Origin of the sequence: Microbacterium hibisci (assembly GCF_015278255.1) — a bacterium.
GTDB classification, from domain to species: domain Bacteria; phylum Actinomycetota; class Actinomycetes; order Actinomycetales; family Microbacteriaceae; genus Microbacterium; species Microbacterium hibisci.
In genome coordinates this window covers 113078-131857 of the sequence record NZ_JADIJC010000004.1, presented here as the reverse complement: position 1 = coordinate 131857, position 18780 = coordinate 113078, and the positions used below count along the sequence as shown (strand labels likewise).

The 18780-nt window shown below is 64.0% G+C and carries 18 protein-coding genes; 14 read left to right on the top strand and 4 right to left on the bottom strand.

The features are described from left to right. The first annotated feature begins 7 nt into the window (after positions 1 to 7). The gene (locus IM770_RS08910) at positions 8 to 490 is read left to right on the top strand and encodes a DUF4365 domain-containing protein (protein WP_203580787.1); all 483 of its coding nucleotides are present in this window, start codon (positions 8 to 10) and stop codon (positions 488 to 490) included. Further along, on the top strand, positions 487 to 1626 hold the full coding sequence (locus tag IM770_RS08905; RefSeq protein ID WP_203580786.1) for a hypothetical protein: 1140 nt from the start codon (positions 487 to 489) through the stop codon (positions 1624 to 1626). The genes IM770_RS08910 and IM770_RS08905 overlap by 4 nt, the downstream gene beginning before the upstream one ends. 80 nt (positions 1627 to 1706) lie before the next feature. Here IM770_RS08905 and IM770_RS08900 read toward each other — a convergent pair whose 3' ends face one another. Beyond that, a complete protein-coding gene (locus tag IM770_RS08900; RefSeq protein WP_203580785.1) occupies positions 1707 to 2003 on the bottom strand; it encodes a hypothetical protein in 297 nt (98 codons plus the stop codon). Positions 2004 to 2101: 98 nt separating this feature from the next. Between IM770_RS08900 and IM770_RS08895 the strand changes: the two genes are divergently transcribed. Further along, positions 2102 to 2833 (top strand): TnsA-like heteromeric transposase endonuclease subunit, encoded by a 732-nt coding sequence (locus IM770_RS08895; RefSeq protein WP_203580784.1) that lies wholly within the window; start codon positions 2102 to 2104, stop codon positions 2831 to 2833. Next, positions 2826 to 3455, top strand: a complete 630-nt coding sequence (locus IM770_RS08890; protein WP_203580783.1) for a hypothetical protein — start codon at positions 2826 to 2828, stop codon at positions 3453 to 3455. Before IM770_RS08895 ends, IM770_RS08890 begins: the two co-directional genes overlap by 8 nt. Here the strand turns inward: IM770_RS08890 and IM770_RS08885 are convergent. Both IM770_RS08885 and IM770_RS08880 read right to left on the bottom strand, forming a co-directional pair. Beyond that, on the bottom strand, positions 3452 to 3814 hold the full coding sequence (locus tag IM770_RS08885; protein ID WP_203580782.1) for a hypothetical protein: 363 nt from the start codon (positions 3812 to 3814) through the stop codon (positions 3452 to 3454). The genes IM770_RS08890 and IM770_RS08885 overlap by 4 nt on opposite strands. Before the next feature lie 48 nt (positions 3815 to 3862). Next, positions 3863 to 4144 (bottom strand): helix-turn-helix transcriptional regulator, encoded by a 282-nt coding sequence (locus IM770_RS08880; RefSeq protein WP_307785415.1) that lies wholly within the window; start codon positions 4142 to 4144, stop codon positions 3863 to 3865. 201 nt (positions 4145 to 4345) lie between these two features. Here IM770_RS08880 and IM770_RS08875 point away from each other — a divergent pair, with 201 nt between their 5' ends. From IM770_RS08875 to IM770_RS08845, 7 genes are read left to right on the top strand one after another with little or no spacing between them, the layout of a single operon-like run. Further along, entirely contained in the window at positions 4346 to 6292 is a 1947-nt protein-coding gene (locus tag IM770_RS08875; RefSeq protein WP_307785414.1) for a type I restriction-modification system subunit M, read from the top strand. Then, positions 6289 to 7587 carry a restriction endonuclease subunit S gene (locus tag IM770_RS08870; RefSeq protein WP_203580779.1) on the top strand — a complete coding sequence of 433 codons (1299 nt, stop codon included), beginning with the start codon at positions 6289 to 6291 and terminating at the stop codon, positions 7585 to 7587. The genes IM770_RS08875 and IM770_RS08870 overlap by 4 nt, the downstream gene beginning before the upstream one ends. After that, complete coding sequence (locus IM770_RS08865) at positions 7584 to 9140, top strand: ATP-binding protein (RefSeq protein ID WP_203580778.1); 1557 nt, start codon at positions 7584 to 7586, stop codon at positions 9138 to 9140. The genes IM770_RS08870 and IM770_RS08865 overlap by 4 nt, the downstream gene beginning before the upstream one ends. A gap of 32 nt (positions 9141 to 9172) precedes the next feature. Continuing rightward, positions 9173 to 12304 carry a type I restriction endonuclease subunit R gene (locus IM770_RS08860; RefSeq protein WP_203580777.1) on the top strand — a complete coding sequence of 1044 codons (3132 nt, stop codon included), beginning with the start codon at positions 9173 to 9175 and terminating at the stop codon, positions 12302 to 12304. Next, on the top strand, positions 12301 to 13713 hold the full coding sequence (locus tag IM770_RS08855; protein ID WP_203580776.1) for a 3'-5' exonuclease: 1413 nt from the start codon (positions 12301 to 12303) through the stop codon (positions 13711 to 13713). Before IM770_RS08860 ends, IM770_RS08855 begins: the two co-directional genes overlap by 4 nt. Continuing rightward, positions 13710 to 14411, top strand: coding sequence for a DarT ssDNA thymidine ADP-ribosyltransferase family protein (locus IM770_RS08850; protein ID WP_203580775.1), 702 nt, complete (start codon positions 13710 to 13712; stop codon positions 14409 to 14411). Before IM770_RS08855 ends, IM770_RS08850 begins: the two co-directional genes overlap by 4 nt. Beyond that, positions 14408 to 16108, top strand: a complete 1701-nt coding sequence (locus IM770_RS08845) for an ADP-ribosylglycohydrolase family protein (protein ID WP_203580774.1) — start codon at positions 14408 to 14410, stop codon at positions 16106 to 16108. Before IM770_RS08850 ends, IM770_RS08845 begins: the two co-directional genes overlap by 4 nt. A 266-nt stretch (positions 16109 to 16374) precedes the next feature. Here the strand turns inward: IM770_RS08845 and IM770_RS08840 are convergent, their stop codons facing one another. After that, positions 16375 to 16614: a LamG domain-containing protein gene (locus IM770_RS08840; protein ID WP_203580773.1), complete on the bottom strand. Its 240-nt coding sequence runs from the start codon at positions 16612 to 16614 to the stop codon at positions 16375 to 16377. Here IM770_RS08840 and IM770_RS08835 point away from each other — a divergent pair. The 3 genes from IM770_RS08835 to IM770_RS08825 all read left to right on the top strand — a co-directional run bounded on the left by IM770_RS08835 (position 16600) and on the right by IM770_RS08825 (position 18736). Beyond that, the gene (locus IM770_RS08835) at positions 16600 to 16800 is read left to right on the top strand and encodes a hypothetical protein (protein ID WP_203580772.1); all 201 of its coding nucleotides are present in this window, start codon (positions 16600 to 16602) and stop codon (positions 16798 to 16800) included. The two genes, IM770_RS08840 and IM770_RS08835, sit on opposite strands and share 15 nt — an antisense overlap. A 131-nt stretch (positions 16801 to 16931) precedes the next feature. Beyond that, the gene (locus IM770_RS08830) at positions 16932 to 17498 is read left to right on the top strand and encodes a dihydrofolate reductase family protein (RefSeq protein WP_203580771.1); all 567 of its coding nucleotides are present in this window, start codon (positions 16932 to 16934) and stop codon (positions 17496 to 17498) included. Continuing rightward, positions 17495 to 18736: an MFS transporter gene (locus IM770_RS08825; protein WP_203580770.1), complete on the top strand. Its 1242-nt coding sequence runs from the start codon at positions 17495 to 17497 to the stop codon at positions 18734 to 18736. Before IM770_RS08830 ends, IM770_RS08825 begins: the two co-directional genes overlap by 4 nt. Positions 18737 to 18780 lie beyond the last annotated feature (44 nt).

The window sequence follows — 18780 nt, the reverse complement described above, 5'->3', positions numbered from 1 at the left end:
GGGCATCATGGCAGATGGCGCGTCGAAGCAGAAGGAGCGGTTCAGTCGTGCCTGGATCATCGCAGCCGCAGCGTCTGCCAATTACACCTATGAGATCGTCGCTGACGACGCGCGCGGCGTCGATATGACGGTGCACAGCGACGTGCACACACTGGACTTTCAACTCAAGGCGACGAGCAAACCTGAGGTCCAAGATGGCCACCTCATCCACGATCTTGATGTTCGAACCTACAACCTCCTTCGTTCGCAGCAGCGCTCCGGGTACGGAGTCCTTGCTCTCGTCGTGGTGGGGTCGGATACGTCACGTTGGCACGTCATGGACCACAACGGCACCGCACTCACTCGGTCCGCCTACTACTTGCCGCTGATGGGCATGCCAACGACAACGAACACGGCGACCGTTCGCCTCAAAGTCCCAATGAGCAACCTCCTGACCGCGGACGCCATGCGGATGCTCATGGATGCCCAGGCAGCAAGGTGGGCGGCGTGATGGAGTCGCAGGAGTACGCATCCGAGTCCGTCGCACCGGCAGATGTCGGGCAGTGGCTGAGAGCTCACGGGTGGCGTCGCGTCGCACAACTTGGCGACATCGCTCAACGCTGGCAGGGCGAAGAAGCTCAGGTGGTCGTGCCGATGCTTGAGTCATCGCCGGACTTCGGACTTCGGTGGTCGGAGATGCTTGGTCTCCTGTCGAAGGCATTGGACACAGACGAGGCTGGCATCCTGCTTGCCATTTCAAAGTCCGGCTCGGACGTGGCCGAGTTCCGAGCTGCCGGCCAGATCGATGATTCCCTTCCCCTAGGAGACGCCGCCACGTTCATCGACTCAGTCCGTCGTTGGATGCAGGCATCCGCCAACTCCGTCCTACAGCCACGCAGCTACTTTGGGCACAGCGTCCCTGACGCTGCGCGAGATCACGCCCGCAAGGTTCGCATGGGGCAGACTCGTCGAGGCAGTTACGTCGTACCAGTGATCAGCCGCCTTCCGATCCTCTCGCCTGAGGATGAGGACGACGCTGTCCTGTTCGATGAGGTGTCGTATCAACCGTTTGCGCGTAGTGCGATGCTTCGTCTTGCAGAAGGGCTCGGCACGCTACGCGACCTCACGCACGGTGTCAGCGCACCCAGCCGTAGCAGGATCACTGAGGCCGTCGGTGCGGGCGTATCCTCCGAGCTCTGCGAAGCCGTCGCCAACACGCTTGAGACCGAGAGCATCGCTAGCCTCGACGTTTCCTTCAGTTGGGCCGAGAGGCTGCCCGTTGCTCATGCACCGCGCGCGGTCCGGCTCGAAGACGGCGCGGTCGCAGTTATCCGCGAAGTCGAGAACTTCCTGAAGGGAGAACCGGTTGTCGGCCGCCAGACTGTCACGGGATATGTCAAGCGACTCGATCGCGGTGAAGACGACCAAGTCGGACGAGTCACGCTGAGAATTCTCGATAACGACAAGGCGCGCAACGTCACGATTGAGCTCAATGATGACGATTACCACGTCGCGGGCGAGGCAAACACGGAGCGGAAGATGGTGTCAGCAACCGGCGTGCTCAATCGCACGCCTGGACGCGCTCTACGGTTCACGGAAGTCGATCAGTTTCGGTTCCTTGATGACCTCCCCCTCTTCGTTGACTAAGTCGGGTAGGCCCTGAACGGTCACTCGCATCCGAACGCGTCTGCTCCGGTCTGCCGCCGCCTGAGAGACGGCTCCCCCAACTAGCGGATCGGGTCGCCGATGTGTGCAAGCATCCGCAGCACGTCGGGCTTGGTCTTGCGGTACAGAAGCGTCCGCTCGCCGGGCAGACCGCCCGCTCGCTCAATCACGCCGATGCGAATCAAGCGTGAGATCAGCACGTGGATACTGCTCCCCGCGAGGCCAGTGATCGAGGCGATCTCGGGCGCCGAGAACTCATCGGTGTCGGTGCTATCGATGGCGACAACGACGGCGTGCATGTGCGAGCTGCCGTAGAGAGCCTTCGACAACTCACGATCGTCAGGCACAGTGCTCACCATAGGTCGAGTTTTCCACAGCCGACCGGACACCAGTGAATGTCACATTCATCATTCAGGAACATTGGACACGGAATCCGGAATTTGACTAGGTTGGCGGGGTGAGTGATACAGGATTTCGACTCCAGATTCGGACCGGGTCCGAGCAGTTCGAGGACGCTCCACTTCAGAACGTGACGTGGCGGTGGCTGCAACGAGCCATCCAGTTTCGAGAATTCAGGTACTGGAAGGGCCAGAAGCACTACCCCGGGCTCTACTGGTCATCGACCATGCGGGCGCACGTTGGATATGAATCGCGGCTCGAGCTCTGGTCGGCCCTCGGCGCTGACTTCGACCCGCACGTCTGCTTTCAGCTCTCGCAGCCCTTCGAGCTGTCCGAGGGCGCGGGCACGCGGCGGCTGTACCACGTCCCGGACTACCTCCTCAGGTACGACGATGGCCGGCTTTGTGTCGTTGACGTGAAGCCCGCCAGCAAGCTCGCAAAGCCGAAGGTTCAGGCTCAATTCGCCTGGACCCGTCGGGCGTTGAAGTCGCGCGGGTGGGAGTACCGCGTCGAGTCCGAGCCTGATGACACGTATCTGCAGAACCTGCGATTTCTTGCTGGCTACCGGCGGAGCATACAGTTCGACCAGGATCACGTTCACCGCGCTCATGAGCGCGTGAGCGGTTCGCTTTCTTTCGGCCAGGCTGTTGCTTCTGTGACGTCGATCTGCGGCGATCGCGAGGAAGCTCGGGCCATCGTCCTGCACCTGCTGTGGACGCGGCACTTGAGGGCCGACCTCTCTGTACCCCTCCAGTCGACAAGCATCCTTGAGGCGACTCGGGATGCCTGAGCTCGCGATCGGACTTGAGCTCGTTTACGACGGCGACCGGTGTCAGATCGTCGAGATTCAGGGCGGCGCCGTAGTTCTCGTTGATTCCCGTTCGCGCGCGAGGCGGGTTCGACTCATCGATCTCCTCAAATCCGCGGAGCAAGGTGGTCTCGCGCAGCTTCCGCGCGACAGCAGCGACGACAGGGCCACAGACGAGAACGTCTTGTTCGGGGTTCAGTGGACCACCGCCACGCCGGCTGCACGCGCGGAAGCTCATCGTCTCGCAGAGCACATCCGGGAGCTCGAGACAGGCTACCGGTCAGGGTCTTCCGAGATCGCTCGACCCGACGAGCCGCGGCCACAGTACGACGTCGGGGCGACCACGATTGGGCAACGCGAGCGTTCCAAGGCCGAGGAACTCGGCAAGCACTTGCGGACCATCCAGAACTGGCGTCGCCTCTACCGCGATCTCGGCGAACCGGGCCTGCTGGATGGCCGAGCGGCGCGACAGGGCACACTCCTGAAGAATCTTGATCCTGCGTGGCTTGATACGTGCAATTCGGTGCTCGGACGGCGCCTCAGGCGCAAGTTGCTCGAGGCGCGGAATGGGCACCCCGAGCTCTGGGGTGACGGTGAAGCTTAGGCGAGACCTGGTGCGATGACGTCCCCGTGCCCGGGGACGTAGGAGATCGCGCCGAGACGTGACCAGTAACTCAGGAACCAGGCCTCAACCAGCGCGCCTTGCTCGCGGCGATGCGCGAGCGAGCGTCGAGGGTCTTCGATGACTGCGCCCCAGTCGAGGTCCGGGAAGACCTGGTTCATGAGCTCGGAGCGGGTCGGGCCTGTGCCGTGGAGGTCCCACCACTGGCGCGCAGCCTCACCGGCGCGCCGGGCGGTCTCGCTGCCGTTCGGTTCCTCGATCGTCCCGATCAGCACCTCGAGGAACGGGTCGCCAGCGGCCAACGAGAACGCCTCAATCTCGCGAGGATCCTGCTCGTCCATGATCCGACGATGCCATACGGATTAGGCCATGCCAATCACGCATGCCGGTCAGCGTGCCGCGAGATCAGGCGCCGTTGCGGGGAGCAGGTCCGTGAGTTCGATCTCGAGCACCTGCGCGATCGCCAACAGCGTCTGTAGACGAGGGTTGGCGGGGTCGCCGGGACGAGACTCACCCTTCTCGAGCTTCTGGTAGGTGTACCTGCTGAGCCGAGCCTCGTACGCGACGCGCTCCTGGCTGTAGCCGCGTTCGACGCGACGTCTCTGGATGTTGTTGCCGATGTCCCGCGCGTACGACTCCCACGTCAATGTGGGGCGCTTGCTGTTGGACACCTCCCAAGGCTGGCGATTAGGCCACCTCAACATGGCCTAATCGGTATGGCATTCTTCGATGAATGTCACGTTGAGTGGTCGCGAACCCGGCCATCCCGGCCCCGACGACCCTCGACCGTCCGGGGCATGGGCCAGGATGGGAGGGTTCGCGGCATCGCTGCCGCTTGTTCGCTAGCTCTACAGCAGGAGTGCCCACCTGTGGTGAATCACGTCGCCTTCATCTGGAACATCGCCGAGTCCCTTCGCGGCCCGTTCAAGCCCTCCGAGTACGGGTCGGTCGTTCTCCCGTTCACGGTGCTCCGCCGCCTCGACGCGGTCCTCGCCGACACCAAGCCCGCCGTGCTTGAGGCCGCGAAGGGCATCGAGACGCTCCCCGAGATGCTGCAGGCGATCAAGCTCCAGGACGCATCGGGCCACCAGTTCTACAACACGTCGCCGTTCGACTTCGCCAAGCTCGTCGCCGACCCGGCCGACCTCCGAGCGAACCTCTCCTCATACCTGGCAGGGTTCTCCCCGAACGTGCGGGACATCTTCGAGCGGTTCGAGTTCGACAAGACGCTGAACAAGCTGGCCGAGAAGAACAAGCTGTTCGCGGTGACGGAGAAGTTCGCGCAGGCCGACTTCCACCCCCGCACGGTCAGCAACATCCAGATGGGCCTGGTGTTCGAAGAGCTGATCCGGTTCGCGAACGAGAAGTCGAACGAGACCGCCGGCGACCACTACACCCCGCGCGAGGTCATCAAGCTCATGGTCGAGCTGCTGTTCGCGCTCGACGACGACGCCCTCTCAAAGTCGGGTGTGGTGCGGTCCATCTACGACCCCACCGCGGGCACGGGCGGCATGCTCTCCGTCGCCGACGAATACCTCCGCACCCTGAACCCGGGCATCCAGCTGAGCTTGTACGGGCAGGACTACAACGACGCGTCGTACGCGATCTGCAAGGCCGACATGGTCATCAAGGGTCAGGACGTAGACAACATCGCGCTCGGCGATACCCTCACCGAAGACGCCTTCGACGACAAGAACTTCGACTACGGATTGTCCAACCCCCCGTTCGGGGTCGACTGGAAAGACCAGCGCACCTACGTAGACGACGAACACGCCAAGCTCGGCTTCAACGGCCGGTTCGGCCCCGGCACCCCCGCTGTCAGCGACGGCGCGATGCTGTTCCTGCTGCACCTGGTGTCGAAGATGCGCAAGCCCGAAGACGGTGGCTCCCGCATGGCGATCGTCCTCAACGGGTCGCCGCTGTTCTCCGGCGGCGCCGGCGGTGGGGAGTCGAACATCCGCAAGTGGCTGCTCGACAATGACCTCGTCGAGGCGATCATCGGGCTGCCGAAAGACATGTTCTACAACACCGGGATCTCCACCTATGTCTGGGTCCTCACTAACCGCAAGGACGACAACCGCAAGGGCCGGGTGCAGCTCATCGACGGCCGCGAGATGTTCACCAAGCTCCGCAAGGGCCTCGGCTCCAAGCGCAACGAACTCTCCCCGACCAACATCGAGACCATTGTCGGCCTGTACGCAGGGTTCAAGGACGGCGAGCACTCGAAGATCTTCCGCAACGAAGACTTCCTCTACCGCACCATCACCGTCGAACGCCCCCTCAAACTCAACTGGCACGCCACCCCCGAACGCATCGACACCGTCTTCGAAGCAAAGGCCATCCAGAAGCTGAACGACACGGATGCCGCAGCCCTGCGAGCGGCCCTTGACCGGCTCGGCACCGAAACGGTGTGGAGAAACCGTGCCGAGTTCCAGAAGGTGCTGAAGGATGCCGCGAAAGCCGAGGGCCTCCCCCTGCCCGCACCGTTGCTCAAGACCGTGACCATCGAGCTCGGTGAGCAGGACGACACCGCCGACACGTGCACCGACGGGAAGAGGAAGCCCGAGCCGGATGCCTCGCTCCGCGACACCGAAAACGTGCCCTGGGACGAGGATGTCGACGCCTACGTCACCCGCGAAGTCCTCCCGTACGCGCCCGACGCGTGGGTCGACTATTCCAAGACCAAGGAAGGCGCGGAGATCCCCTTCACCCGCCACTTCTATCAGTACGTCCCGCCCCGCGCCCTCGAGGAGATTGATCGCGACCTCGACGCCGTCATGGACCAGCTCCGCGCAATGCTCGTCGAGGTCGAGCGGTGAGTGCAAGCGATTGGATCGGCGCTCTTCCAACTACGTGGAAGTTGTCGACGATCGGCCGGCTGGCTAGCTTGCGAGCCGGTGGAACACCGGCCTCTACCGACGAGGATTACTGGCACGCGTCGGCGGGGACACGTTGGCTTTCGATCGCCGACATGGCTGATGTCGAAGCGGGGGCTGACCACGGGGGGCGATTCCTGACTTCAGAGGGATTGTCGGCGTCACGGCTTAAGCCGAACCAGCGCGAGACGGTGCTGTTTGCGATGTACGCGAGCGTCGGTGCAGTCGCATTCCTACGTGACTCGGCAGTGTGGAATCAGGCCATCGTTGGTCTCGAGGCGCGGGAGCACCAAGCCGATACTCGGTATCTGTACTGGGTGGTGACCGCTCTCAAGCCGACGCTGCCATTCCACTTTCGGAGCAACACCCAAGACAACTTGAACGCGGAACAGGTTCGTTCGTTCGTCGTGCCACAACCGCCTCTTGCTGCTCAGCGGGCGATTGCGGACTATCTGGATCGGGAGACGTCGCAGATCGACGTGTTCATCGCGAAGAACGAGGAACTCATCACCCTCCTCACCGAACGCCGTGGTGCTGTGATCGCCCGAGCCGTCCTCCGCGGGCTTGATGCGTCGGCCGAGCTCCGAGACAGCGGCGTGACGTGGCTAGGCGATGTGCCCTCCCATTGGCGGGTCTCGCGGTTGTCGCGATGGTTCGAGGTGACCCTCGGCAAGATGCTCGACGAGGCGAAGTTCGCGGGCACCGTTGGCGACGTATTGCCCTATGTCCGAGCGTCGAACATCAAGGCTGAGCGATTGGACCTCTCGGATGTGAACTCCATGCCGTTCACGCCGTCGGAGAAGGCGAAGTTCAGCTTGCGGAAGGGTGACCTCGTGGTCGTGGAGGGCGGCTCGATTGGGGTGAACGCTCCCGTTGAGGAGGACATGCATGGCTGGGGATTCCAAAAGACGGTCAATCGGGTTCGAGCGATCCGCGGCGACCTCACTCGATTCCTCGGATATCAGATCGATGTGATCCGCGAAGCTGGCGTGCTCAACATGATCACGAACGTGTCCACGATCCAGCACCTGACTGCCGAGAAACTCGAACGGATTGTTGTCGCCATGCCGCCGATCGAGGAGCAGGAGGCGATCGTGAGCCACATCAGACGTGCGACCTCGGCAATCGATCGGGCGGTCGGGACCGCGGAGGAGGGCGTTCGGCTCGCTCGCGAGCGCCGTGCCGCGCTGATCTCGGCTGCGGTGACGGGGAAGATCGACTTGGGGGTGCCAGCATGATGCACACGCGTGAGCAGCTGCTCCACCTCGTCCCTGAGCTGGCGACGCTCCCGGCCGAGACGGAATGGCTCGAGTTCAAGGTCGACAACACCGATCCCGAGATGATCGGGAAGGCTGTATCAGCTCTCGCGAACTCCGCGCGGATCGCAGGAGAAGACTTCGGGTTCCTCATTTGGGGTGTCCAGGACGATACCCATCGGATCGTGGGAACGACGTTCAGCCCTGCAAAAGCGAAGAAGGGCAACGAGCCCCTCGAGACGTGGCTCGCGCGGCAGATCCACCCGCAGGTTCATCTCCAGTTCGAGCAATTGACAATCAGCAAAACCCACGTCGTCGTGCTCACCATCGAGCCCGCGATCTCCGAGCCTGTCAAGTTCAATGGGGTTGAGTACGTGCGCGTGGGGCCATCAACACGCGAGCTATCACGCAACTCAGATCGCGCGCGCAGGCTCTGGCGTTCTTTCGACCAGCGGAGCTGGGCTGCGAGTGCAGCGCGAGAGCGGCTGACAGAGGAACAGGTGCTGTCGCTCCTCGACTACCCGTCCTACTTTCAGCTCCTCGACTTGCCGCTTCCCGAGAATCGGCGAGGCATCCTGGATGCGCTGATCTCCGATGACCTGATCTCGCACGACCTGGGCTCATGGAGCATCACGAATCTCGGTGGAGCGCTTTTCGCCCGGCGGCTGTCAGAGTTCCCGTCGTTGTCCCGAAAGGCCTTTCGAGTCATCCGCTACCGCGGATCGAACCGGCTTGAGACAGTGAAGGAGCAGATAGGCGGGCGGGGCTATGCATCGGGGTTTGAGGGACTGATCGATTACGTGAACGGGTTGCTCCCGACGAGCGAGGAGATCGGTGCTGCACTACGCACGACGAACGCCGTCTATCCGCCGCTGGTTGTGCGCGAGTTGGTGGCGAATGCGCTCGTTCATCAGGACTTCGGCGTCACCGGAGCCGGGCCGATGGTCGAGATCTTCGACGACAGAGTAGAGATCTCAAACCCGGGTCAGCCCCTGATTGATAAGGAGCGGTTGGTGGATGCTCCACCGCGTTCCAGGAACGAGGCACTGGCGAGTCTGCTGCGCCGGATGGGCATCTGCGAAGAGCGCGGTTCCGGCTGGGACAAGGTCGCATCCCAGGTGGAGATCCACCATCTCCCGGCACCCGAGGTGACGACGACCGACGAGACGATGCGTGTGACGCTTCTCGCGCAGCGGTCTTTCGGGGAAATGTCGATAGACGAGCGGGCTGCGGCCGTCTACCTGCATGCCTGTCTGAACCAGGTTTCTCGCCGCGTAACGAATAACAGCTCCATACGCGAGCGGTTCGGGATCGAGGAGCGCAACAAGGCGGTCGCTTCGCGATTGCTTCGAGACACCGTGAGTCGCGGCCTGATCGCTCCGTACGACAAGTCGGCGGCGCCGAAGATGATGCGATACGTCCCGTTCTGGGCTGCTCCGGACTCCGGCTATGTTGACGGCAAGTTGATCGGAACCCATGACGACTCCGTGGAATCTTCTGGTTACCCGCGAGATTCCGCGGCACGAGCACGCTAGATCAAGTTGATGGGTAGTTGATGGGTGAGACTGTGAACGTCGCTGGGGCGCATCTGGAGTCGGTGCTGGAGAACGAGATCGCGGAGCACCTTGCGGCGCACGGTTGGCTGTACTCGCCGACCGATGCCGGATACGACCGTGAGCTCGCGCTGTTCCCCGAGGACGTGCTCGGGTGGTTGGAGGATTCACAGCCGACCGAGTTCGCGAAGGTCGTCCGTCCCGGCGACACCGACGCGCAGCGGAAGGCTGCGGGCGACAGCATCCTGAATCGTCTCGCGAAGTCTCTGGATCTTGATCCGTTGAAGAACGGGGGGACGATCCGGATTCTGCATGAGGGTTTCTCGATGGTGCCGCTGCATGGGGGTGCGGTCAAGTTCCGGTTGGCGCAGTTCCGGCCGGCGACCACGCAGAACCCGGACACGCTTGAGGCGTACGCGAAGATGCGCGTGCGGGTGATGCGTCAGGTGCATTACTCGGCGAAGCATCCGAACAAGGCGTTGGATCTGGTGCTGTTCGTGAACGGGATCCCGGTCGCGACAGTGGAGTTGAAGACGGACTTCACGCAGTCGATCGGGAACGCGGTGAACCAGTACCGGTTCGACCGGTCGACGGCGGGTGAGCCGTTGTTCGGGTTCGCGAAGCGGTCGCTGGTGCATTTCGTGGTGTCGAATTCCGAGGTGCGGATGACCACGAAGCTCGCCGGGCCGAAGACGCGGTTTCTGCCGTTCAACAAGGGCGCGGATGAGGGGGCGGGGAACCCGGTGAACCCGGACGGGTCGGCATCCGCATACTTCTGGGAAGAGATCCTGCAGCGCGATACGTGGCTGCAGTTGTTGGGGTCGTTCGTGCATCTGCAGGTCGAGGTCGATGTCGACCCCGATACGGGTAAGAAGACGAAGACGGAGAAGGTGCTGTTCCCGCGGTACCACCAGTGGCGGGCCGTGACCCGGCTGGTGGATGCGGCGCGGGTGGAGGGGCCCGGGAACCGGTACTTGGTGCAGCATTCGGCGGGGTCGGGGAAGACGAACTCGATCTCGTGGCTCGCGCACCGCCTCTCGCAGCTCCACGACGATCAGAACGCGCGGGTGTTCGACACGGTCGTGGTGGTCACCGACCGGACGGTGCTGGACAAGCAACTGCAGGACGCGATCGGCCAGTTCGAGAAGCAGGCCGGCGTGGTGCAGTCGATCACCAAGGATGCCGGCGAGTCGAAGTCGAAGCAGCTCGCCGCTGCGCTGACCGGTGGCAAGAACATCGTGATCGTGACGATCCAGTCGTTCGAGGCGCTGATCACCGCGATTCAGACCCTGCCGGAGTTGCAGGGGCGCCGGTTCGCTGTCATCGCGGACGAGGCGCACTCGTCGCAGACCGGGTCGACCGCGGGCGCGTTGACGAAGGTGCTGTCCCCGGACGAGCAGGCCGCGGTCGCGGAGGGTGCACCGATCGATTCGGACGCGTACCTACAGTGGGCGATGGAGGTCACCGCAGCCGCCCCGAACATCTCCTACTTCGCGTTCACCGCGACGCCGAAGGCCAAGACGCTCGAGCTGTTCGGCCGGGTCCCGGAGGACGCGGGGCCGGATGCGACGCCGGAGCCGTTCGATCTGTATTCGATGCAGCAGGCGATCGAGGAGGGCTTCATCCTCGATGTGCTGCAGAACTACACCCCGTACAAGGTCGCGTGGAAGCTGCAGCATCCCGATTCCGACTACGACGGTGCCGACGAGGTCGACGAGTCGACCGCGGTGAAAGCGCTCGTGCAGTACGTCAGGTTGCATCCCACGAACATCAGCCAGAAGGCGAAGATCGTCGTCGACCACTTCCGCACCTTCGTCCAGCCCCTGCTGGACGGCAAGGCGAAGGCGATGGTCGTCACGGGATCGCGAGTGGAAGCGGTGCGGTGGAAGAAGTACCTCGACGACTACATCGCCGATCGCGGGCTGCAGGATGTGAGGTCGCTGGTCGCGTTCTCGGGAACTGTCGATGACCCGGAGCTCGTCGGTGAGGGGCTGACGGAGCGGACGCAGAACCCGGGTGTCCAGTCGGATCTCGCGGAGGCGTTCAAGCCGGCCACGTACAACGTGATGATCGTGGCGGAGAAGTTCCAGACCGGGTTCGACCAGCCCCGCCTGGTCGCGATGTACGTCGACAAGAAGCTCGGCGGCGTCCAGGCCGTGCAGACCCTGTCCCGACTGAACCGCACCTACCCGGGCAAGGACAAGACGTTCGTCCTCGACTTCGTCAACGACCCCGTCGAGGTGCTGGACGCGTTCCTGCCGTACTACCGGAAGGCGACGCTCACCGCGACGACCGACCCGAACCTGATCTACGACCTCGTGGTGAAGCTCGACGCGGCTGGGATCTACGACATGGCAGAGGTCGAGCAGGCGTTCGACGCCGCTTTGGTCGGCGGGGTGAACGCGAACTCGACGGTGTCGGCGGCGACCGCGCCGGCGGTGGACCGGTTCCAGAAGCGGTGGATCGCCGCCGTCCTCGATGACGACAAGGCCGAGCAGGACGAGCTGCGGCTCTTCAAGGCGGACGTGGGGAACTTCGTGAAGTTCTACGACTTCATCTCCCAGGCCCGCAACCTCGAAGACACCGACCTGCCACGCCGGCACTACTTCTTCCGCCGCATCCTCCCGCAGCTCTCGACCGCGACGATCCTCGAACCGGTCGACATCTCAGACGTCACGCTCGTCGGCTACAAGATCAGCGCCGGCGAGTCGGTGAAGCTGAACCTCGAGCAGGGACCGGGGCTGGACCCGATCAGCGCGATCGGGTCGGGCGCGATCCACGAGAAGCACCGAAGTGCACTCGAGGAGATCATCCACAAGCTCAACGAACGCCTCGGCGACAAGTACGGCGTCGGCGTCATCGACCTCCAGATGAACCACATCGTCGGAAAGCTCGCGCTCGACGTGGAGCTCGCGAACCAGGCCGCCGTGAACAGCCCGCAGCAGTTCGCCGAGTCACCAGCGCTCCCGAAGGCGTTCACGAAGGCGCTGCTCGGGGTGCGGGACGAGACACCCGCGTTCATCGACGACCTGTTCAGCGACAGCGGGCTGTTCGCCGAGCTGGGGAAGGCGCTCCCCGCGATGCTCTACGAGTACCTCAAGGACCAGGGGAGCTCATCTTCTGTCGGCCCGGGGGGAACTCCGTGAGCCCCACGCCCGCCAATCTGCGCACGCTTCCGACACCCGTGGGGCGTCAGAGTGACGTCGTCTATATGGATGCCGACCGTGATCAGGTAATCCTCGGCACGGCCGGATCTGGCAAGACGACGATGGCCGTTCACCGAGCCGCGTTTCTCGCGAACTCAACGCTGGTGCATGGCGGGCGGACCCTACTGGTCACTTACAACAAGGCGCTCACCGGGTATCTGCGGCACCTCGCAGGTGTGACCGGGGAACTGGACATTCGCAACTACCATCATGTGGCGCGAGGCTACTTGGCCAACCGAGGGCTGATGAGCTACGGAGCAGTGCTCGACGCTCAGCGACCAACTGTCCTTCGGAGGGCGATCGAGGATGTTCGCGCGGAGGGTTCGACCTCGGATGTGATCGACAGGCCCTTCGACTTCTTCAAGGATGAGCTCGATTGGATTTCTGGGCATGGCTACGCCGACCACTCCGCCTACATGGCGGCAGAGCGTCGCGGCCGTTTCGAGGCGCTGCAGCCAGCTCAGCGTGAAACAGTGTGGCGCGTCCGCGAAGCGTATCTAGCTCGTCGCGCGGCGACAGGCCATCAGTACGACTGGTGGAGCCTGCCATCTGCGATGATCCAGGCGCTCGAGGCGGACAATGAACCGCGCCTATATCGCCATGTCGTCATCGACGAGGCGCAGGATCTTCCACCGGAGGCCATCCGATCATTGAAGAGACTTGTGCAGCCCGGCGGAACGGTGACGCTCTTTGCCGACTACGCGCAGCAGCTGTACGGACAGCACTCTTCGTACAAATCTTGTGGGCTTCGAGTCCACAAGATTGAGGAGTTCAAGGAGAACTATCGGAACAGTGCGGGAATCGCGAAATTGGCGATAGCGACAGCAGAGCTTCCGCACTTCCGTGACAGAGCGGATCTGGTTGTCCCCACCTCGCCCACAGCCATTGGTGTTCCCCCAACGCTGTATCGGGCGTCGAGCTTGGCGGACGAACTTGCCGCCATCCGAGCACAGGCTGTTCAGTTCGCCAGATCGGGGACAGTTGCGATCTTGACCCGCACTCATGCCGCGGCGCGTGTGGCTGCTCGGGGCCTTGCGTTCACTGAACTGTCTGAGAGCCAGGAGTGGACGAGCTCCAATGGGCTCTACGTGGGGACTCTGTACTCAGCCAAGGGTCTGGAGTTCGACGCAGTGATTGTTCCACACCTCAATAGGGCGGACTACCCAGGCTCCGAGCAGGTCGCCGCATTTGGACGCGCTGAAGCTCTCGAGCGCGACGCGCGTTTGATCTACGTGGGCATCACTCGGGCTCGGTCGGAGCTACTCGTAACCCATCACGGTGACCTCACGGAATTGGTACCAACAGAGGAGAGCGGTTTGTGGGCCTTGACCCAAGGGGCGCCCGCATGAACGACCTGTCGGTGGCAGAGGGGTTGTCTATCAGAGGCGTCTCGCGACTAACGCACTTCACGAGCAGCCGAAACCTGCCCAAGATCATCCAGTCGGGCGCGATTCTCTCGACGGCCGACCTGGTATCTCTCGGGCTCGATCATGTCGCGACAGATGCCGCGAGATTTGACGGTCATCCGGGGCATATCTGTTGCAACATCGAGTACCCGAACATGTTCTACTTTGATCACGCGAGTGAACGCGAACAGTATGTGAACTACTCCGACTGGATCGTGTTCCTTCTGGCACCAGCGGTCGCCACCGCTCAAGGTGTCTTGTTCTCCCCAGTCAATGCGGCGCTGGGCCGTGGAAAGTTTCTCGAGAGTGGCGCCGAGGGCCTCGCGGCTCAGTACGCGGCAGCGGTCAACGGTCGATCGCGCGCCGCCCGGCACAATCCTGCCTCACCGACGGACGTACAGGCGGAGGTTCTCGTCCCCGGGCGGATTCCTCTGTCCGAGGTTCGCGGCATAGTTGTGCCGAGTGAGGAGACCCTCCATCGTGAGCATGCAAGATTGAGCCAGTTGAACCTCATGCGAGCGGACCTCGACTGGTACATCTCGCCGGAGATGTTTCGGAAGTACGCCGTAACTGACGCGGTGCGGGGGGCGCGTCCGATCTCCCTCCAGGGTCCGTTTCGTAGTGAAGAGTCAGAGCAGTGAACGCACAAGTGGCAGCTAATCCAGATCGAGCGGTCGCCTCGCTCGTTGGCGCCGCAGTGGGTGACGCGCTGGGGTGGCCGCAGGAACCCCGCGGTGGACTCGTCGGTGGCTCTCGAGCGAGGTCTAGTCGCCCGGCGCGGCCGGAATTCACAGCGTGGCAGCGAAGTGCGGGCTCTCGGTTCCTTCGCTACCAAGAGGAAGTCGAGCCCGGCGCGTACAGCGACGACACGCAGCTCATGCTCGCTGTCGCTCGTTCGTGCCTTCGAGGGGATGGGTGGCTTACTCACCTCACGCGGGTCGAGCTACCCGCCTGGCCGGTCTACCAGCGCGGCGGTGGGCGCGCCGTGTTGTCCGCAGCTGGCGCTTGGGCAGCAGGCTCGCCACCTTGGGAGTTCCGGCGGGGAAAGACCTCTAGTTCGGTCGACGCATATTTCGGAGCCGGCGCCAACGGTGCGGCGATGCGCATCGCCCCGCATGCCTTGGTTACGTCGGACGATTACGATCCGCGCAGCCTTAACGAGCGTGTCGTTCGAGACGCAGTATCCACTCATGGACATCCGCGCGCGATCATTGGGGCACTATGCCTCGCGGCAACAATCTCAACCGCGCTTCGATCGCGAGAGCCGCTCCAGCAGGGCGAACTCATCGATGCAGCTATGTCGGGGCTTGCGCCGCTGAGCGCGGTCTCCGCCTACCTGCCCGCGGCGTGGGGAGATTCGTCCCGAAGATCGTGGTTCGACTCGACTTGGGATGAAACGCTCGAAGAGGCGAAGGACCTGCTTGGAGTCGCACGAAAGTCCCTCAACCGCGGCAGCATGTCGAATGTCTCGGACACGCTCAGAGACTTGGGTGCCGTCGGCAACTTTTCCGGCTCCGGAACAAACAGCGTTGTCGCGGCGATCTATCTTGCGAGCCGATCGGGCACGCGGCCGGTGAGTGGCTTGCTACAAGCCGCCTTCGAGCCAGACCTCGACACCGACACGGTGGCCTCGATGACAGGGGCTGTGCTCGGCGCGATCCACGGCATGCACTGGCTTGAGTCCATGCGAGATGTCCAAGACATGGCCTATGTCGCCGACCTTGCCGTGCGGCTGAGCAGTCAAGCTCCGGGTAGTGGGTTGCTGGAAGAGTCACTCGCGCCCCCATCATCGCCGCGTGCCTTCTATAAGCAAATCGATGCTGGTGGCCTCGCGGGCCGCTTCGTTGATGGCCGAGAGTACCGCGTTCAAGGCCGCGAGCTTCTGGCTCAGGACCCCTGGGTGCTTCGGTTCCAACTCAAGCTATCGGATGGCCAGACCCTGGTCGTGGATCGGGTAACACGTACAGCTCCAGATAGCGAGAGTCTGCTGGCGAGCGGTGGAACGGACGACCGGGACGCTGTTGCTTCTGTGGTTCTACCCACACGAGATCTCGGAACCACGAGGCGCTTTTATGAGCGGCTCGTTGGCCGGTCACTTCGTGTCAATGACGGCACGCTCCACCTCAACGAGCGTCTCGGGTTTATTGAGGTGGGCGGCCACCGGAACTCTTGGGTGCCGGACGCGCAGGTGACGGTTTCCCTTGCGGACCTCAAATCAGTGCTTCTGACGATGCCATCTGCGCGCGCGAGACCAGATGGCTCTGCGACCTTGAATGACCCGGATGGTCGCCTTGTGATTCTCACCCAACGACTGCGGGATGAGCCAGCGGGTGATTGAGTGGTGAGCTCGTTCGCGACGAGTTAGTCGGATTTCGCAATCTAGGACGTTCGAGATCGGTCTTGAACTCCGCAAACCACGCCACATTCACTCCGAATTTCCGCAAGCTCGATCGGGATCCGACAGGTAGTAGGCGTCCTCGTACGCCGCTCGGACCCCGCACTGACGGACACCGCCGAGGAAGCCAGCGTCGGTCCAGGATCAGCGCGTCGGTCGGCTCGCGGACATGCCGTAGCGGCATCCCACCATCCCCGCGAGACGTGTATTCACCGGGTGGCGCCGCGCTCCAGTTGGCAATCCGTCGCCCGGATCCAGTCGATGTGCATCGTCGCCGGCCGCGTGGATGGATCGGTCGTGTTGCCCGGCCATGTGCCGCCGATCGCGAGGTTGAGCGCGAGAAAGCAGAAGCGGTCGAAGAGCCACGGCCCCGAGAGCGACGCTGGCGTGACCTGGAAGAACCGGAACGTACAGCAGCTGCAGTCCTCGGCGGAATGACGGACCGGCACGACCCGCAACCGGGCGTGTGGGAGAAGCAGGGCTGGGAGTTCGTCCGGGCCTTCCTCTTCGAGACGCCGTTCGCGCTGATGCGGATGACTCCGTACCTGCTCGCCGGGGTCTGCGTCGTGTTCGCGATCCTGATCGCCTACCAGGCCGTCCTCTACCGCCGCACGCTCAGGCGCGCCCAGCACTGAGCAGCCGACTCGGGTTCCGAGGCGGGTTTCGGGGCCACAAGCGCCCGCCTAGGCTCGGGCGCGAGGCATCCGTCCGCGTTCCGGGACTCCGTCGAACGGGCCCGGACCACCGCACGAGAAGGAGAGTCGCGATGCAGACCCTGACGGTGGACTTCATCATCTCGCTCGACGGCTATGGCGCCGCGGAGGGCTGGCCGGGCTGGTGGGGGCTCGAAGGGCCCGATTACCTCGGCTGGCTGGAGGACTCGCCCGATAAGGACGATCCGATCCTCATGGGCGCCACGACGTACCGTGTCATGTCGGAGCTGACCGCCGGCGGCGAGGAGGGCACCGACGTCCTCAACCGGGTGCAGAAGTACGTCTTCTCGTCGCAGCTCGAAGAGCCGCTCGCCTGGGAGAACTCGATGCTCGTGCGCACCGACGCCGTCGAGTTCGTCCGGCGCCTCAAGGAGGAGTCGGATCGGCCGCTGCGCACGCTCGGCAGCATCGCCCTGTGCCGCTCGCTGCTCATCGCCGGTCTCGTCGACCGGTACCGCGTCGTGGTCTTCCCGGTGATCACCGGTGCGACCGGCCAGGACCGCATCTTCGACGGCTATCCCGATGTGCGTCTCGAGCTCGTCGAGGCCCGCACGTTCGATGGGCGCAGTCAGCTGCTGGAGTACATCCCGACCGTGCTCGACGGTCCGCCCGGCGCGTGACGGCCGACGCGACGCCCGCGGAGCCGCCCGCGCCCCGATCGGCGTTCGCCCGCTACTGGACCGCGGCCGCGATCAGCTCGTTCGGCACCGCACTCACCGCGGTCGCGATGCCGGTGCTGGTGGTCCAGCTGCTGGGCGCGACGCCGCTCGAGGTGGGCCTGGTCAATGCCGCGCAGTTCCTGCCGTACGCGGTGCTCGGGCTGTTCGCGGGCGCGTACACCGACCGATGGCGCCGCAAGCCCATCCTCGTGTGGGCGAGCGTCGGCCGGGCGGTGTCGCTCGCCGCCATTCCGGCGCTGTGGTTCGCGGACGCCCTCGCGATCTGGATGCTCGTGGCGCTGCTCCTGCTCTTCGGCTCGTTCTCGGTCTTCGGCTTCGCCGCGACGCAGTCCTTCCTCCCCCGGCTCGTGCCGCGATCGAGACTGGTGGTCGCGAACGCGCGCCTGGATCAGACGGATGCCGCAGCCCAGACCTTCGGCCCCGCGCTGGGCGGCGGGCTCGTGGCGTTGCTCGGCGCTCCGCTCGCCCTCCTCGTCGACGCCGTGAGCTACATCGTCGAGGCGATCCTGAACGCCGGCATCCGTGTGGAGGAGGCTCGTGTCCGCGCGCGGGAGCGTCATCTGTGGCGGGAGATCAGAGAGGGCCTTTCGTGGGCGTACGCGCATCGCACGCTGGGTCCGCTCGCGGTCTCGACCCACGTCTGGTTCCTGGCGAACGGCGTCGCGTTCACGGTGCTGTCACTGCTCGCGCTGCGGTCGCTGGGGTTCTCGGCCTTCACGTACGGCCTGTTGCTCGCGGTCGCCGGAACGACGACGCTCGTCGGCGCGACCTTCGCTGTGCGGCTCGGCGCGATCCTCGGCAGCGGGCCGACGATCATCGCGGCACGCGCCGCATACCCGGTCGCCTGGCTGCTCGTCGCCGTCGCCGCCTGGTTGCCGACGGGTCCCTCTCTCCTCTTCGTCGCGCTGGCGATCCACGGGCTCGCGGCTGGCGTGGAGAACGCGCACGAGATGGCGCTGCGGCAGACCGCGACGCCCGACGGCCTGCTCGGGCGCGTGAACGCGAACCTCCGCTCGGCCAACCGCTCTGCGGCGGCGCTCGGCGCCCTCCTCGGAGGTGTCGCGGTCGGAGCGCTCGGCGAGCAGTGGACGCTCGTCGCCGTCACGGTCGTCTTCGCCGTCGCCGCGGTCATCACGTGGTGGTCGCCCCTGCGGCACGTGGGGACGTTGAACGCCTGAGGCGGTCTCCCGGTCGCGCACCATCGGCGCTGCGAGACGGACGA

Bases quoted from the DNA above. Each gene is read 5' to 3' on its own strand.
- IM770_RS08835 (WP_203580772.1), top strand. From the start codon at position 16,600: ATGACGGACCGGCACGACCCGCAACCGGGCGTGTGGGAGAAGCAGGGC.
- IM770_RS08850 (WP_203580775.1), top strand. From the start codon at position 13,710: ATGAACGACCTGTCGGTGGCAGAGGGGTTGTCTATCAGAGGCGTCTCG.
- IM770_RS08865 (WP_203580778.1), top strand. From the start codon at position 7,584: ATGATGCACACGCGTGAGCAGCTGCTCCACCTCGTCCCTGAGCTGGCG.
- IM770_RS08885 (WP_203580782.1), bottom strand. From the start codon at position 3,814: ATGGACGAGCAGGATCCTCGCGAGATTGAGGCGTTCTCGTTGGCCGCT.
- IM770_RS08830 (WP_203580771.1), top strand. From the start codon at position 16,932: ATGCAGACCCTGACGGTGGACTTCATCATCTCGCTCGACGGCTATGGC.
- IM770_RS08910 (WP_203580787.1), top strand. From the start codon at position 8: ATGGCAGATGGCGCGTCGAAGCAGAAGGAGCGGTTCAGTCGTGCCTGG.
- IM770_RS08890 (WP_203580783.1), top strand. From the start codon at position 2,826: ATGCCTGAGCTCGCGATCGGACTTGAGCTCGTTTACGACGGCGACCGG.
- IM770_RS08900 (WP_203580785.1), bottom strand. From the start codon at position 2,003: ATGGTGAGCACTGTGCCTGACGATCGTGAGTTGTCGAAGGCTCTCTAC.